The sequence below is a fragment of the Nakamurella alba genome (assembly GCF_009707545.1).
Classification (GTDB): Bacteria; Actinomycetota; Actinomycetes; order Mycobacteriales; family Nakamurellaceae; genus Nakamurella; species Nakamurella alba.
In genome coordinates this window covers 41,838-57,755 of the sequence record NZ_WLYK01000016.1, presented here as the reverse complement: position 1 = coordinate 57,755, position 15,918 = coordinate 41,838, and the positions used below count along the sequence as shown (strand labels likewise).

At 72.0% G+C, this 15,918-nt stretch carries 12 protein-coding genes; 9 read left to right on the top strand and 3 right to left on the bottom strand.

All coding sequences use genetic code 11. The annotated features are described in order from the left end of the window. Positions 1 to 37 precede the first annotated feature (37 nt). Positions 38 to 3,010: an alpha-mannosidase gene (locus tag GIS00_RS24980; RefSeq protein WP_154771194.1), complete on the top strand. Its 2,973-nt coding sequence runs from the start codon at positions 38 to 40 to the stop codon at positions 3,008 to 3,010. Continuing rightward, a complete protein-coding gene (locus GIS00_RS24975) occupies positions 3,003 to 4,592 on the top strand; it encodes an alpha-amylase family protein (protein ID WP_154771193.1) in 1,590 nt (529 codons plus the stop codon). Before GIS00_RS24980 ends, GIS00_RS24975 begins: the two co-directional genes overlap by 8 nt. Here the strand turns inward: GIS00_RS24975 and GIS00_RS24970 are convergent. From GIS00_RS24970 to GIS00_RS24960, 3 genes are read right to left on the bottom strand one after another with little or no spacing between them, the layout of a single operon-like run. After that, complete coding sequence (locus GIS00_RS24970; protein WP_154771192.1) at positions 4,547 to 5,659, bottom strand: alpha-amylase family protein; 1,113 nt, start codon at positions 5,657 to 5,659, stop codon at positions 4,547 to 4,549. The two genes, GIS00_RS24975 and GIS00_RS24970, sit on opposite strands and share 46 nt — an antisense overlap. Next, positions 5,656 to 6,825 carry a mandelate racemase/muconate lactonizing enzyme family protein gene (locus GIS00_RS24965; protein WP_154771191.1) on the bottom strand — a complete coding sequence of 390 codons (1,170 nt, stop codon included), beginning with the start codon at positions 6,823 to 6,825 and terminating at the stop codon, positions 5,656 to 5,658. The genes GIS00_RS24970 and GIS00_RS24965 overlap by 4 nt, the downstream gene beginning before the upstream one ends. Continuing rightward, entirely contained in the window at positions 6,825 to 8,798 is a 1,974-nt protein-coding gene (locus GIS00_RS24960) for a GH39 family glycosyl hydrolase (protein WP_154771190.1), read from the bottom strand. Before GIS00_RS24960 ends, GIS00_RS24965 begins: the two co-directional genes overlap by 1 nt. Positions 8,799 to 9,038: 240 nt before the next feature. Between GIS00_RS24960 and GIS00_RS24955 the strand changes: the two genes are divergently transcribed. From GIS00_RS24955 to GIS00_RS24925, 7 genes are all read left to right on the top strand, one after another. Continuing rightward, a complete protein-coding gene (locus GIS00_RS24955) occupies positions 9,039 to 9,905 on the top strand; it encodes an ABC transporter permease (protein ID WP_230314139.1) in 867 nt (288 codons plus the stop codon). Beyond that, a complete protein-coding gene (locus GIS00_RS24950) occupies positions 9,902 to 10,840 on the top strand; it encodes a carbohydrate ABC transporter permease (protein WP_154771188.1) in 939 nt (312 codons plus the stop codon). Before GIS00_RS24955 ends, GIS00_RS24950 begins: the two co-directional genes overlap by 4 nt. Positions 10,841 to 10,925: 85 nt before the next feature. Continuing rightward, a complete protein-coding gene (locus tag GIS00_RS24945; protein ID WP_154771187.1) occupies positions 10,926 to 12,569 on the top strand; it encodes a type 2 periplasmic-binding domain-containing protein in 1,644 nt (547 codons plus the stop codon). 74 nt (positions 12,570 to 12,643) lie between these two features. Further along, positions 12,644 to 13,300, top strand: coding sequence for a GntR family transcriptional regulator (locus tag GIS00_RS24940; RefSeq protein WP_154771186.1), 657 nt, complete (start codon positions 12,644 to 12,646; stop codon positions 13,298 to 13,300). Positions 13,301 to 13,314: 14 nt separating this feature from the next. Then, positions 13,315 to 14,145, top strand: a complete 831-nt coding sequence (locus tag GIS00_RS24935; protein ID WP_322098410.1) for an SDR family NAD(P)-dependent oxidoreductase — start codon at positions 13,315 to 13,317, stop codon at positions 14,143 to 14,145. Further along, positions 14,142 to 15,089, top strand: coding sequence for a dihydrodipicolinate synthase family protein (locus GIS00_RS24930; RefSeq protein ID WP_154771184.1), 948 nt, complete (start codon positions 14,142 to 14,144; stop codon positions 15,087 to 15,089). The genes GIS00_RS24935 and GIS00_RS24930 overlap by 4 nt, the downstream gene beginning before the upstream one ends. After that, complete coding sequence (locus GIS00_RS24925) at positions 15,073 to 15,900, top strand: alpha/beta hydrolase (RefSeq protein WP_196073458.1); 828 nt, start codon at positions 15,073 to 15,075, stop codon at positions 15,898 to 15,900. Before GIS00_RS24930 ends, GIS00_RS24925 begins: the two co-directional genes overlap by 17 nt. The last annotated feature ends 18 nt before the right edge of the window (positions 15,901 to 15,918 follow it).

The window sequence follows — 15,918 nt, the reverse complement described above, 5'->3', positions numbered from 1 at the left end:
GACCCGGCCGGGCGGGTCCACCGACCGGAAGAGAGCGATGCACGACCGACAGCACGAGATCCACCGCCGACTCGACCGGATGCTCGACGAGCGTATCCGGCCGGCCGTCGTCACCGCCCGCAGCCCGCTCACCGTGCGGCGCTGGGACGTCGACGGCGAGCCGGTCCCGGTCGGGACGGCGCTGACCGCCGTCTACCGGGACGCGGAGGTCGGTGAGCCCTGGGGCCCGGCGTGGTCCACCACCTGGTTCGCACTCACCGGGCGGGTGCCCGACGACTGGGACGGGATCGTGGAGTCCCACGTCGATCTCGGCTTCGGCACCCACCATCCCGGGTTCTCCGCAGAGGGCCTGGCCTACCGGCCGGACGGCTCGTCGGTGAAGGGCCTGCACCCGCGGAACCAGTGGCTCCCGGTCGAGGGTCCGGAGGTGACCTACCTGGTGGAGGCCGCCGCGAACCCGGACATCAGCATGCGGGTACCGACCCTGGTCGGCGACGTCCGCACCGCGTCGCGGGAGCCCATGTACCGGCTGGTGGCCGCCGACCTCGTCCTCGTGGACCAGCAGATCCGCGAGCTGGCCGCGGATCTGGACGTGCTCGGTCAACTGGCCGCGGTGCTGCCGGCCGACGATGCGCGCGGACCCCGGCTCTGGCAGACGATCTCGCAGGCGCTCGACCGGATCGACCTCGCCGACATCCCCGGCACTGCGGCCTCCGCCCGGGCGGTGCTGGCGCCGGCACTGGCGGCCACCGCCGATCCGGACGCACACCGGATCACCGCGGTCGGCCACGCGCACATCGACTCAGCATGGCTCTGGCCGCTCCGCGAGACCGTCCGCAAGGTGGCCCGCACCTGCTCCAACGTCGTGCAGCTGATGGACGACCGGCCGGAGCTGGTGTTCGCGATGTCGCAGGCGCAGCAGCTGGCCTGGCTCAAGGAGCACCGGCCGGAGGTGTTCGAGCGCGTCCGGGAGAAGATCGCCGGCGGCCGGTTCGTCCCGGTCGGCGGCATGTGGGTCGAGTCCGACACCAACATGCCCGGCGGGGAGGCCATGGCACGGCAGTTCCTGCACGGCAAGACGTTCTTCGAGCGGGAGTTCGGCATCGACACCCAGGAGGTGTGGCTGCCCGACTCCTTCGGCTACTCGGCGGCACTCCCGCAGCTGATCGCCCTGTCCGGGTCGCGCTGGTTCCTCACCCAGAAGATCTCCTGGAACACCGTCAACAAGTTCCCGCACCACACCTTCTGGTGGGAGGGGATCGACGGGACCCGGGTGTTCACCCACTTCCCGCCGGTCGACACCTACAACTCCGAGCTGTCCGCCGCCGAGCTGCGGCACTCGGCGGTCAACTTCGCCGACCGGGCCCGGGCCACCCATGCGCTGGCACCGATGGGCTGGGGTGACGGCGGCGGCGGGCCGACCCGGGAGATGCTCGACCGCGCAGCGCGTCTGGCGGACCTGGCGGGCTCCCCGCGGGTGTCGATCCGGACACCGGCCGAGTTCTTCGCCGACGCACAGGCCGAGTACCCGGACGCGCCGGTCTGGTGGGGGGAGCTGTACCTGGAGATCCACCGCGGTACGTACACCTCGCAGGCGAAGATCAAGCAGGGCAACCGCCGCAACGAACACCTGCTGCGGGAGGCCGAGCTCTGGTGCACCACGGCGACCGTCCGGGCCGGCGCGGAGTACCCGGCCGCCCGGCTGGACCGTCTCTGGAAGACGCTGCTGCTCAACCAGTTCCACGACATTCTGCCCGGATCCTCGATCGCCTGGGTGAACCGGCAGGCCCGGGACGACCACGCCGCGGTGACCGCGGAACTGGAGCAGATCATCGCCGGCGCCCTGCAGGTGCTGGGCTGCGGCGGCACACCCGGAGCGGCGGTGGCCAACGCGGCACCGCACGCCCGACGCGGGATCCCGGCCGGTGGCGCCGCCGTGCCGGCGGAGGCCACACCGGTCAGCTGCGAGCAGGACGGCGGGACCTGGCTGCTGGACAACGGTCTCGTCCGGGTGGTCGTCGACGGCGAGGGACATCTGGCATCGGTGGTCGACGCCCCGACCGGCCGGGAGGCAATCGCTCCCGGGTCGGTGGGCGGGCTGCTGCAGATCCACCCCGACCTGCCCAACGACTGGGACGCCTGGGACATCGACGAGTTCTACCGCGACACCGTGCGAGACATCCGGGACGTCACCACGATCCGGCCCGTGGACGGCGGTGTCGAGGTGCTGCGGTCGTACGGCGCGTCGACCTTCACCGTCACCATCTCGCTGACGCCGGGATCACCGACCGTCGACCTGGCCGTCGACGCGGACTGGCAGGAGCAGGAGAAGCTGCTCAAACTCGCCTTCCCGCTGGATGTCCGGGCCGCGGAGTCCGCGGCCGAGACGCAGTTCGGCCACGTACTCCGGCCCACCCATACCAACACCACCTGGGACGCGGCGAAGTTCGAGATCTGCGCCCACCGGTTCCTGCACGTCGGTGAGCCCGGGTACGGCGCGGCGGTGGTCAACGACTCCACCTACGGCCACGACGTCACCCGGGACGTCCGGCCGGACGGCGGCACCACGACGACGGTCCGGCTCTCGCTGCTGCGGGCACCCCGCTGGCCGGACCCGGAGACCGATCTCGGGCGGCACCGGCTGCGCTGCGCCGTGGTGCCGGGCGCCACCGTGCTCGACGCGGTGCGGGAGGGCTACCGGATCAACCTGCCCGAGCGCGAGGTCGCCGCGCCGGTCGCGCCGCTGCTGGCCGTGGACAACGACGCCGTGGTGGTGGAGAGCGTCAAGATGGCGGAGGACGGCAGCGGCGACCTGGTGGCGCGGCTGTTCGCGGCCGGCGGCGGGCGGGAGAAGGCCGTGGTGACCGTTGATGTCCCGGTGACCGGTGTGCGGTACACCGACCTGCTGGAACGCCCACTGACCGACGCCCCGGCGCCGGTCGATCCGCACCGGGTCGAGCTGGACCTGCGGCCGTTCCGGATCGTGACCCTGCGGTGGTCCCGTGGCTGAATCGGTGCACGAGGTCGCCGGCGCGGTCCGGCGGGCACCGGACGTCGTGCAGATCCAGCACGACCCGTCCGGCCCGTGGCAGGACGCGATCCGCACCCCCGACGGATGGGGCTGCGGTGATGCGCTCGTCACCCTCGACGACGGTGGTTCCGTCGCCCTGGTGTCGGACGGTGCCGTCGCGAGGATCTGGCTGCGCTGGGCCGTCCCGGTCCCGTCCGGCGTGCGGGTGCTCGGGGACCACTGGGAGCGTGGCTACGGCGATCTGGAGTGGCGTGGCCCCGCAGCGGACCGTCCGCTGCCCTGGTACTTCCTGCTGCAGCACGACGAGGCGACCGTGGGCATCGGTGTCCGGACCGGCCCGGGTGCCTGGTGCGCGTGGTCGGTGGACGCGGGCGGCATCGGCCTGCTGCTCGATGTGCGTGCCGGGGCCGCGGCGCTCCGGCCGGGGGACCGGGTGGTGGCCCTGGCGGAGCTGGTCTCGGTGACCGGAGCGGACCCGTTCCCCACAGCATTGCAGCTGTGCCGGCAGATGTGTGCCGACCCGGTGCTGCCGCCGGAGCCGGTGTACGGCGGGAACAACTGGTACCACGCCTACGGCCGCAGCTCGGCGTCGGCGATCCTGGGGGAGGCCCGGCAGCTGGCGGACCTGGCCGGTGACCACCCGAACCGGCCGTGGATGGTGGTCGACGACGGTTGGCAGTCCGGGTGGGCACCCGGGTTCAACGGCGGCCCGTGGCGGTCGGGCAACGACCGGTTCCCCGACATGTCCGCCCTGGCAACGGACATCGCGGCGGCCGGGGCGCGGCCGGGGATCTGGTTCCGCCCACTGCTCACCGCATCCGCGGGGGACCTGCCGACGCTCCGGGAGACGGCCGGCGGCACGGTTCCGGATCCCAGCGTCCCGGAGACCGTCGACCTGGTCACCGCGGACGTGCACCGGTTGGTGGACCAGGGCTACCGGTTGATCAAGCACGACTTCACCACCGTCGACGTCACCGGCCGCTGGGGGCGGGACATGGGCTGGGACCCGGTCGATCCGGAGCTGCGGTTCGCCGACCCCACCCGGACCACCGTGGAGATCCTGCGGGACCTGTACCGGGCGATCGCGGGCGCCGCCGGGCCGGCGCTGGTGCTGGGCTGCAACACCGTCGGTCACCTGGCTGCCGGGCTCTTCGCCCTGCAGCGCACCGGCGACGACACCAGCGGGGTGGACTGGGCGCGCACCCGCACCCTGGGCGTCAACACCCTGGCCTTCCGGATGCCGCAGCACGGCACGTTCTTCGCCACCGACGCGGACTGCGTGGGCATCACCGACCGGATCGACTGGCACGAGAACCGGCAGTGGCTCGACCTCCTCGCCCGCAGCGGCACCGCACTCTTCGTCTCGGCGGCGCCGGGATCGCTGACAGCGGAGCAGGAGTCGGACCTGCGCACGGCCTTCGCGACTGCCGCCGGCCCCCGGCCGCCGGCGCGGCCGCTGGACTGGACGGACACCGCGGTGCCGTCGGAGTGGGCGTTCGGCGACGCACCGGCCGGCTACGACTGGTTCGCCGGGGCCGCCCGCCCGCTGCTCGGTGGCTGACCGGCGAGTGCTTCGGCCAGGGCACCCGCGGGGGCGAGATCGAAGGCGTACCAGGCGGTCGCCGCCCCGTCGGGACGTCGGCCGGTGCCCGGCACCAGGCCCGCGGTCGCCCGGGCCGGTGCCGGGACGGCGGCCCACTCGGCGGCGAGGGTGCCCGCACCGGTGAGGTCGCTGATGGTGAGTCCGCCGACCAGGGCGGACAGGGCGGCCGGATCACCCGGCGTCTTGCCGCCGGTGTGCCAGCGGTCGGTGGTGGCCCGCAAGGTCAAGGGGGTCCCGCCGGCCGCGCCGGCGACCCGGCGCAGCAGCAACTCCACCGCTGCGGCTCGGACAGCGGCCAGCAGTGCGGGGACCCCGGTACCGAGCGCCGTGGTGAGATCGTCGGCCGTGTCCCCGGAGACGGCCGGCGCGGCCAACTGTCGGCCGATCGCCCGCACGATGTGATCCTGCACCTGGGAGGGATCGAGACCGACCTCGCTGTAGGCGCTCTCGCAGGAACGGCAGAAGCAGACCGACAGCATCCAGCGGTCCGCGGGGCGGAGCCGGTCCTCGCCCTTGTGGTGGGTGCCGTCGTGCCGGTGGCCCAGGTGGGCGAAGGCCTCGAGGTCGATGCCGTCCACCTCGCGAGCGGCGATCGCGGCGACCAGGTCCGCCGCGGCCCCGACCACACCGGGGTGGGCCGGGCACAGCGCGTGCGCGAGCGGATCGCCGAACGCGTTGCGTGCGGCCCACTCCGGCCGCTGCCGGACGGCCGCACCGGAATGCAGCCCGACCGTCCAGGCGATGACGTGCAGGCCGGCCGCGCGCAGCGCCTCGACCGCCCGCGGCAGCAGGTCCCGGTCGACCACCGGCCACGGACCGGGGGTGTCGGGGCACCAGGAGCCGGACGGCAGCGCCACCGTGCGGCCGGGCGAGGTGGTGGACAGCAGCCAGCGGCCGGAGTGGTACACGTGCGCCAGCCGGACCCCGGTGGCGCCCCAGGATGCCAGCTCGCCCGCCCAGCGGTCCGGGTCCGTCGCGAACGACACCGGGTGCGCCCAGACCTCCTGCCGGACGGCGGGTGTCATCCGGTCGACCCGGCCCGGCGATCGACGACGGCGGTCGCAGTGGTACCGGACCAGCTGAGTGGCCCGGCGGCGGCGGCGAGTCGCTCCGGGTCCAGCTCCATGCCGAGCCCCGGCCCGTCCGGCACCCACAGCCGTCCACCGGCGAACGAGACCGGTTGCCGCACCACGTCGGTGGTGTAGAGCAGGGGGCCGACCGGATCACTGGGCAGGGTGATGGCCCGCATCGCCACACCGACGTGCGCCGCGGCGGCGGTGCCGATGGAGAGCTCCTGGGTGGTGCCCAGCAGGCACTCCTTGCCGGCCGCCTCGGCGATGGCGATCACCGTGCGGATCGGGGTGATACCACCGATCGCGATGATGCTGACGTTGAAGACGTCGACCCCGGAGTCGGCCAGCTGCAACGCCTGTCGGTACGAGTGCACGTGCTCGCTGACCGGCACCGGCAGCCGCTGCGCGGCCAGTGTGAGCCCGGCCAGGTCGTCGGTCCGGGCCGGCGACTCGACCAGGTCGATGCCCAGGTCCGCCACCCGCTCGACGAAGGCGCACGCCTGCTTCCAGCCGAGCAGGTTCGAGAAGTCCAGCGATTTCAGCACGATCGAGTCACCGTGGCGGTCCCGGACGGCCCGCAGGAACTGCTCATCCAGGGCAAGGTCCCGCCCGGCGTACACCCGGAAGGTGCGCTGCCCGGTCGCCATCACCGTGTCCACCTGTGCCAGGTTGGCCTCGACGTCCGCCGGGGTCAGCGCCCGGAAGACCGGGTATGCGATCGGCAGGGCGTCCCGCACCGCCCCGCCCAGCAGGTCGCACACCCGGAGACCCAGCGACCGCGCGTTGAGATCCCAGAGCGCCAGGTCGACCCCGCAGCGGATGGCCCGGCTCTTGTCGTAGACGTAGCCGCCCTGCGGGAAGTTCTGCTCCATCAGGGCGGTGAGCGCCGTGAGGTCGAGACTGTCGCGGCCGACGAGCAACTCGCGCAGGGTGCCCTGCAGGTCGGCGACGTCCGGGTGGTAGCGCGGCAGGTGCTGCAGGTCGGACATCTCGCCCAGCCCGACCGGAGCGTCGGGGTCGTGGTCGGTCAGCAGCTCGACGATCACGTGCCCGCACACCGCGCCGTTCGTCCGCGGGGTGTTGACCGACGTCAGCCGGACGTCGGAGATCACCGGCATCAGCGACCACCGGCATCCGCAGCAGCGCCGGAGCTGCCGGGTTCCGACACATCGGGCGCGGACCCGTCGAGCGCGGCGGACTCGACGACCAGCACCGGCATCGTGCCGATCGGCAGGTCGTGGAGCCGGATCCCGGTGGCGGTGCGACTCCAGGTGCCGGGCGGGAGCGGATGGATCGCGCCGGACACCGGATCGACGGCGGCCGGCGCCTCGAACACCACGCCGAACAGCTCCAGGTCGCACGGCCGGTCCCGGCGCGGCAGCGGCTCCGGTTGCCCGTCGGCCCAGCACGCGACCAGCGCCCCGGCCGGACCGTCGAAGGCGTGGGCCACCAGCGGCGGCGCCTCGTGGTGCGCGACGACGGTGACGGGTGCGGGTCGGTAGCGCCGGTCCAGCAGCGAGAACAGGTGCTGCAGCGCGTAATACGACGCCTTCGCCCGCACCACCGACCGGTCGGCCGGGTTCACCGCCAGCAGCCCCTTGGTGTTCACCGCACCGGTGTACACCATGTCGCACAGACCGAAGTGGCAGGTCCGGATGCCGCGGGCCCGGTCGCCGATGGCGCGCCGCAGGTTCCAGGCCGCCTGCGTCCACTCGTCCCAGACGATGCCCGGGCTGCGGATGTCGGCCATCGCCCCGTAGCCAGGGGCGGACGGCGCACCGCTCTCGCCCTGCACCAGCGGCAGCTCGCGACCGGGAACGGTCACGCGCAGCGCTGCTCGCAGTGCCTCGATCGCCGGGTAGCGGGCCTCGGGCAGCGGGGCGTAGTGGTGGTAGCTGACGGCGTCCAGCAGGTCCAGGTTCCCGTCCCGGTGCAGCGCCCGCACGAGGTCCAGGGTGTACAGGTCGGCCCCGCCGGCGCCGGGTGCGTGGATGCGGGCGGTGGGCTGGGCGCTCCGCACCACCCGGGCGGTGCGGACGAAGAAGGCCAGGTAGTCCTCGAGCGGCAGGTGCTGGATCTCCGGCTCGTTCCAGATCTCCCAGTCGGTGACCACGTCCGCGTACCGGCGCACCAGATCGTCCACCCAGCTGTCCCACGCCTCCAGTGCCGGGCCGGTCGGCAGCGGACTGCTCACCGCCGCGGTGCCGCCGCCCTCGACGGCCGGGTTGCCGTAGGAGAGCTGCACCCACGGCCGCACCCCCTGGGCGACGGCGTCGTGCACGATCGCGTCCAGCCACGCCCAGTCCCGTTGCCCAGGAACGGGTTCGGTGCGTGCCCAGCCCGCCTGCAGTCGCACACCGGTCGCGCCGAGCGGGCCCAGCCACCGACCGAACTCCGCCCAGCGGGTGAAGTCGCGGTCGATGGTCTCGGCGCCGACCGCCCAGCCCGCTTCGCCCAGTGCGGCGGCGGAGCGCGGGCGCAACAGATCCGTGGCGAGCAGTCGGTGGTCGGGCAGCGGTGCGGTGTGCACGCCGCAGCGGTCCAGATGTCCGTCGCCGGACCACCGCACGCCCGTGACCAGCAGTCCTTCGCCCGCGGTGCCGGACAGCGACGCCGGCGTGCGGTGCACTCCGTCCACCACCACGGCGACCCGGTGCCCTGCCGGGGCGACCACCAGACGGACGTCGTGCCAACGGTTTCTATCCGGAAGCACCACGACCCGGCCGATGACCGCACCGTCGGCGCCCAGGATCTCCGCCTGCAGCGCGGCGCCGGGACGCCAGCGGACCCCGAACGCCACCGGCGCCGCGGTCGGCGGTACGGGATCGGTGACCACGGAGCCGTCGGTGAGCAGCAGACCGTGGTCACCGTTCGTGCCCACCGGCTCCACCCGGGCCGGACCGGTCACGGTGGGCGGCACGCCGGGCGGGAAACCGGCGGCACCCAGCACGAGCACCCGGTCGATCGACTCCACCGCCCGGAGATGTTTGGTGGGACCGGGATTCGCCCCGTAGTTGGTGACCGGCGGCCGGATGTCGCTGACCGCGACCACCGGTGGGCGGGGGACTGCGCTGGTGGATCCCGGGACCATCTGACCATTCTCCTCGCTGTCGGCACCACGGTGTGTCTTGACGGCTGGTACTTGGTATAGCAATATGCCGTCATGCCGTCAACGTCGTCGCGCTCGCCCCAGGAGGTCGTTCCTGCGGTCGTCGCCGCAGGTCAACAGCCTGTTGGCGGCCCCGCGCGTCCGACGGCCGGGGCACCCACCGAGCACGTACCAGGATCCGCACCGGGCCGCCGGCGGGGTCGGTTCCGGCGCGATCTGGTGCTGCTGGCACTGCTCGCGCCGGCCCTCGTGTACTTCCTCGTCTTCCACTACGGCGCGCTGTTCGGCTACGGCATCGCGTTCCAGGACTACGTGCCGTTCCTCGGCGTCAGCGGTTCCGACTGGGTCGGCTTCGGCAACTTCGAGAAACTGTTCACCGACCCGGCCATGTGGCACGCGGCGCTGAACACGCTGGAACTGTCGGCCCTGCAACTGATCTTCTTCTTCCCGGCGCCGATCGCGCTGGCGATGCTGCTGCACAGCATCACCGCGGCACCGGTCCGGAAGTTCGTGCAGAGCGTCGTCTACCTGCCGCATTTCATCTCATGGGTCATCGTGGTCGCGCTGTTCCAGCAGTTCCTGTCCAGCACCGGCGTGCTGAACGGCTGGCTCGGCGACGCCGGCCTGGGCACCATCGACGTGATCGCCAACCCCGACGCCTTCAAGCCGCTGATGGTCGCCCAGATCATCTGGAAGGACTGTGGCTGGGGCACGATCATCTTCCTGGCCGCGCTCTACAACGTCGACGAGCAGCTCTACGAGTCGGCCGCCATCGACGGCGCCGGCTGGGCCCGCCGCACCTGGCACGTCACGCTGCCGGCGATCCGCCCGTTGATCGTCCTGCTGTTCATCCTGAAGCTGGGCGACATCCTGTCCGTCGGCTTCGAACAGATCCTGCTGCAACGGGATTCGGTCGGACCGGAGGCGGGCGAGGTGCTCGACACCTTCGTCTACTACACCGGTGTGCTCGGCGGGGACTGGGGCTACGCCAGCGCCGTCGGCCTGATCAAGGGGATCCTCGGCGCCGGCCTGGTGATCCTGGCGAACAAGCTCGCACACCGTCTCGGCGAGGAGGGCCTGTACCGATGACCGTCGCGTTCTCGAGCCGGCGCAGCACCGCGGAGCCGAAGGTCAAGGCGCCGCGGCGGCCGGCCTGGCAGCCCGCTCCGCACCCGGCGATCACGGTGCTGAAGGTCCTCGCGCTGGTGGTGGTCGTCGCCCTGGTCCTGCTGCCGTGCCTGGTCGTGGTCTCCACCAGCCTGGCCGGCCAGCAGGAGGTCATCGCCAACGGCGGCTGGGTGATCTGGCCGACCGACCCGACCTTCGACGCCTACCGGGAGGTGCTGACCGGCGGGGTCGTCACCCGGGCCACTCTGATCAGCGCCGGGGTGACGATCGTCGGCACGACGCTGTCGTTGCTGTGCACGATCGGCATGGCCTACGCCCTGTCCCGGCCGAACACCTTCGCGGGCAAGCCGATCACCCTGCTGGTGCTATTCACCCTGCTGTTCACCCCGGGCATGATCCCCACCTACCTGGTGGTGACCGGCATGGGCCTGAAGGACACCTACGCGTCGCTGATCGTGCCGGTGCTGGTCAACGCCTTCAACCTGGTGGTGCTGCGCGGCTTCTTCCAGCGGATCCCGAACGAGCTGATCGAGGCGGCGAAGATCGAGGGCGCCGGCGAGGTCCGGATCCTCACCCGCATCGTGCTGCCACTGTCCAAGGCCGCGGTCGCCGTGGTGGGACTGTTCTACGCGGTCCAGTACTGGAACTCCTTCTTCGGTGCCGTGCTCTACCTGGACGACTCGGCGAAGTGGCCGATCCAGCTGGTGCTGCGGCAGTACGTCATCCAGGGCTCACCCATCGCGGGCAGCCTGGCCAACGCCGAGGCGATGGTCAGCGCCCCCAACTCCATCCAGATGGCCGTGGTCGTCCTGGCCATGCTGCCGATCATCTGCGTCTACCCGTTCCTGCAGCGCCACTTCATGTCCGGTGTCCTCACCGGAGCAGTGAAGTCATGAGATCCGTTTCTGTGCAGCACGTCCCGTGCTGTGACCGTTCCGCTTCCCCGTCCTCCCCGTCGAGCTGTCGAAGGAGACACCTGACATGACGGCCATCACCCGCCGCACCGCATTCAAACTGCTCGGAGCCGGCGCCGCCGCCGCCCTGACCGGCCCCTGGCTGGCCGGCTGCGGGGGGTCCGGCGGCGACCGGGCCGCGATCGGCAACGCCGGCACCAGCCAGGCACCGTGGCCCACCTACACCGCCGCCGAGGTGCCGCCGCCGGACCTGGTGTCGAAGGTGTCCGGCGGTCTCAACGGCTACTTCACCTACCCCGACAAGCTGGTCACGTCGGTGGCCTCGGCGCCCGGTGACGGCAGCGCCGTCACCGCTACCCTGATGACCTACAGCCCGCCGCCGGCACCGGTGGGCCAGAACAAGCTCTGGACCGCGATCAACGAGGCGATGAACGCGGACATCCGGATGAACCTGGTGCCCGCCGCCGAGTACCAGAACAAGCTGGCGACGATCATGGCAGGCGGTGAGCTGACCGACATGATGCTGGTGACCGCGGCGCCGCGGATCCGGGAGTTCGTCGCGAGCCAGTGCGCTGACCTGACGGAGTTCCTCTCCGGCGATGCCATCAAGGACTACCCGAACCTGGCCAACCTGCCGACCTACGCCTGGCAGGCGATGGGCCGCATCGGCGGCAAGATCTACGGCATCCCGATCGTCCGGGCCCGGATGACCAACGTGCTGCACGTCAACCGCGACCACCTCGACGCGGTCGGTGCCACCGACGACTGGACCATGGAGCAGTTCGCCACCGCTGTTGCCGAGGAACGCGGCGGATCCTTCTACCCGTTGGGCACCTTCGACTCGGAGTGGCTGGTGAAGAACTACTTCGCCGGTGCGCTCGGCGCCCCGAACCAGTGGGCGGTGGACGGCGGCGGGGCCTTCTCGTCGACCTACGCCACCCCGGAGTTCCGCGCCGCCATCGAGATGTCGCGAAAGGCCTTCGCCGACGGCCTGTTCCACCCGGCATCGGTGACCGCAGGGCAGTCCGACATGTTCAACGAGTACTACGCCGGCAACGTCGGTGCGCTGTCGGGCTCCTTCGCCAACTACTTCAACGGCACGTACCAGGGCCGCATCGGCGACACCTTCACCACCGACGTCGGTTTCCCGTTCTCGCCGGGACAGACCTCCTGGCTCTTCGGCGGTCTCTTCGGGTACGTGGTCTTCAAGAAGTCCGACCCGGAGCGGCTGAAGATGCTGCTGCGGATCGCCGACTTCGCCGCCGCACCGTACGGGTCGAAGGAGAACGAGCTGCTGAACTACGGGGTGGAGGGCGTGCATTTCACCCGTACCGCGAACGGCCCGGAGCCCACCAAGCTGGCCGAGACGGAGAGCGCCAACACGGTCCCGATCGGCAAGTACCTGGGTGATGCGCCGGACGTCATCCAGTGTCCCGGCGACAAGGCGGTCACCCAGCGCGCCTTCGACGTGCAGGAGGCGCTGCAGCCCAAGGGTCTGGTGGACCCGTCGCTCGGCCTGGCCAGTGCGACCCAGGACCAGAAGGGGGTCGCGCTCAACAAGGCGGTCTCCGACGCGATCAGCGCGATCGTCACCGGCCGGGCCGACATGTCCAGCTGGGACGCCGCGGTGAGTGCGTTCCGGAGCGGCGGTGGTGACACCATCGCCACGGAGCTGGCCACCGAGTACAGCGCCGCGCAGTCCTCGTCCTGACCTGAATCACCCGTCCACCGCAGCAGCCCGTTCCAGTACCGACACCAGCACCACCCCCGGCGAAAGGCACCCAGATGGAACCGATTCTCAAGGCTCCGGTCTCGCTCACCGAGCAGGTCCGCGACGCCATCCGGTCCGCCATCGTGTCCGGCGAGTTCCCGCCCGGGAAGCCGCTGGTGGAACGGGAGCTCGCCGCCCAGCTCGGGGTGTCCAAGACACCGGTGCGGGAGGCGCTGAAGCTGCTGCACACCACCGGGCTGGTGCAGGTGTCCAGCTACGAGAAGGTGGTCGTCCGCACCATGGACGCGGACCTGGCCAAGCAGGTCTACGACGCCCGGCTCGGCGTCGAACCGCTCTGCGTGCGGCTGGCGGCCGAGCGCGGCGCGTCCTCCGACGCCGCGGCCGAGGCGCTGGCCCGGGCGGACGCCGCGCTGGAGGCGGACGACCGGGTCGCCCTGGGCCTGGCCAACCGGCAGTTCCACCGGCACCTCTACTCGATGAGCGGGAACCAGTTCCTGGTCGACTTCCTGGACCGGCTCCAGGATCTCGCCATCCTCGCGGCGATGGCCGGGTGGCGGCGCACACCCACCTGGACCACCGAGGCCAAGGAGCACCGGGCGGTGCTGGAGGCGTTCCGGGCCGGCGACGCGGCGGCGGCCGAGCAGGTCATGCGGGAGCACATCATGCAGTCCTCGTGTGCGGTCGACGAAGCACTGCAGGGCGAGACCTGATGGTGGGGTCGGGGGTGAACGGTGCCGCGGATCCGGACTCCCGGGGCGTCGCGTTGGTGACCGGGGGTGCCCGGAACATCGGCCTGGCGATCTCCCGCCGGCTGGCCGCCGACGGCCTGCTGGTGGCGGTGAACGGGCCGGATCCGGCCGAGGTCGACCGCGCGGTCGCGCTGATCCGTGCGGACGGCGGCCGCGCGGTGCCTGCGACGGCTGACGTGTCCGACGACGACGCGGTGGACGCGATGGTGCTGCAGGTCTGCGACACCGTCGGGGTACCGGACCATCTCGTCAACAACGCCGCGCTGCCGACGGTCGGCCGGGTCCCGTTCCTGCAGGCGCAGGTCGCCGACTGGGACACCTCGTTCGCCGTCGGCGCCCGCGCCACCTTCGTGGTGAGCCGGGCGGTGGCGGCCCGGATGGCAGCACGCGGATCCGGTGGCATCGTGATGATCAGCTCCATCGGCGCCAGCCGGGCGCACCGCGGCGCCGTCGTCTACGACGCCGGCAAGGGCGCCGTGGAGGCGGCCGCGCGGGCGATGGCGCTGGATCTCGCCCCGCACGGGATCCGGGTGAACAGCGTGGCACCGGGCAGCATCTCGAACGATCGCACCGCACCCGTCGGCACCGCCGCCCACGCCGCGCTCGCCGCCGCCGTGCCGTTGGGCCGGGTCGGCGACGCCGACGACGTCGCCGGTGTGGTCGCCTTCCTCTGCTCGCCGGCGGCGGCCTATCTCACCGGGCAGGTGATCACCGTGGACGGCGGCCTCACCGCACAGGCCCGGCCGCCGGACGCCGAACCGCCCTCCCCGACCCCGACACCTCTCCCGGAAGCAGGCCGACCATGACCGAACAGCTCGGCTCCGGTGGTGCCGTGGGCACTGCCGATTCTCTCCGCGACGCCCTGCAAGGGGTGGTGTGCGTGGTGGTGGCGCCGTTCCGGGACGGCACCGCCGCCGTCGACGAGGAACGATGCACGGCGCTGGTCGCGCGGATCGCCGCCGGCGGTGTGCACGCCGTGACGGCGTTGGGCAACACCGCCGAGGTGTTCCAGCTGACTCCGGTCGAGCGGCGTGCACACCTCCGATCGGTCGCCGACGGCGCCGGTCCGGCACTGGGACTGGCCGGTCTGGCCGGCAGTCTGGCCGAGATCCTCGACGGTGCAACGATGGCTGCCGATCTCGGGTACCGGGCGGTGATGCTGCACGAGCCGTTGGATCCGCTCACCGACAGCGTCGGCATCCACGCGTTCTGGGACGCCGTCCTGGACCGGATCGACCTGCCGGCCGTGCTGTACACCCGGTCCGGCCGGGTGTCCGGCTCGGCGCTGCGGGCGCTGGCGGACCGACCGGAGGTGGCCGGGATCAAGTACGCAGCAGCAGATGTCGGGCTGCTGGGTCGGCTGGCCGACGGTGACGACGGATGCGTGTGGATCAACGGTTCCGCCGAGGCCCGGGTGCCCGCCACCGCGGAGCTGGGCATCCGCGGATTCACCTCCGGGCTGGCGAACATCCGGCCGGACCTGGCACTGGCCGTGCACCGTGCCGCAGCCGTCGGTGACAGTGAGGTTCTGGACTGGCTTCTCGGGTCGGTCGGCCCGTTCGAGCGGCTGCGCAACGTCGACGGCGGACGCCGGAACGTCGCCGTGGTGAAGCAGGGCCTACGCTGGTCCGGATTCGACGTCGGCGATGTCCGGCCACCCGCGATGGCGGCGGATCCGGCGGAGGTGGCCGCGATCATGCGGGCGCTGCCGTCCCCGGAGCAGGTGGCGGTGCGTGTCGCCGGACTCTGACGCCGGATCTCGCGGCATCCTCGCACTCCGCTACCCCGGTGCCACGGCGGCCACGTCCGCCGTGGACGTGCTCGGTCCGGTGGTGGCCGCTCCGACCACCGCCCTGCTGCTGGTCCACGGCGGCAGCTGGTACCGCGGCGACCGGTCGATGTACCGGGTGCAGCAGGAGAAGTTCGCCGCTGCCGGGCATGTCGTCGGTAGCGCGGGGTACAGCCTGGATCCCGGTTCCGTGCTCGCCGACAAACTGGATGACCTGCGGACCGGGTGGCGGGTGTTCCGCGAGCATCTCGCGACCGCATGGCCGACGGTGCGGACGGTGGTCGTCGCAGGTGGTTCGGCCGGTGGCCACCTCGCGGCGCTGCTCGCACTGGACCCGGACGAGCAGGTGTTCCCGGACGGGGTGGTCTCGGTGTACGGGCCGGGGCGACTCGACGGGTGGGAGCCGGATCCATCGTTGCGGGAGAGCATCGACATGCTGTGCGGTGTAGCTGGTGTCGAGGATCCGGAGGTGGTGCAGGCGGCCCGGGCATCGGCATCACCGCTGACCTGGTTGCGGTCGTCCGGCCGGCGACCTCCGCCGTTCCTGATCGCCCAGGGATCCGACGACCGCACCTTCCCGCCGGAGGTGGTCAGCGGGTGGGCCACCGATCTGGCCCGGGCCGGCGCCCCGGTGATCGTCCGGGTCTACCCGGACACCGGCCACGGCTTCATGATCAACGGCTCAGCCGCCGGCCCGGCGCTGCTGCGCGACATCGACACCTTCGTCAGGGAGGTCGATCTCGACAGGTCTCGTGGGCCTCGGGGAAGCTGAGCCGGCCGGGCGGGTGCG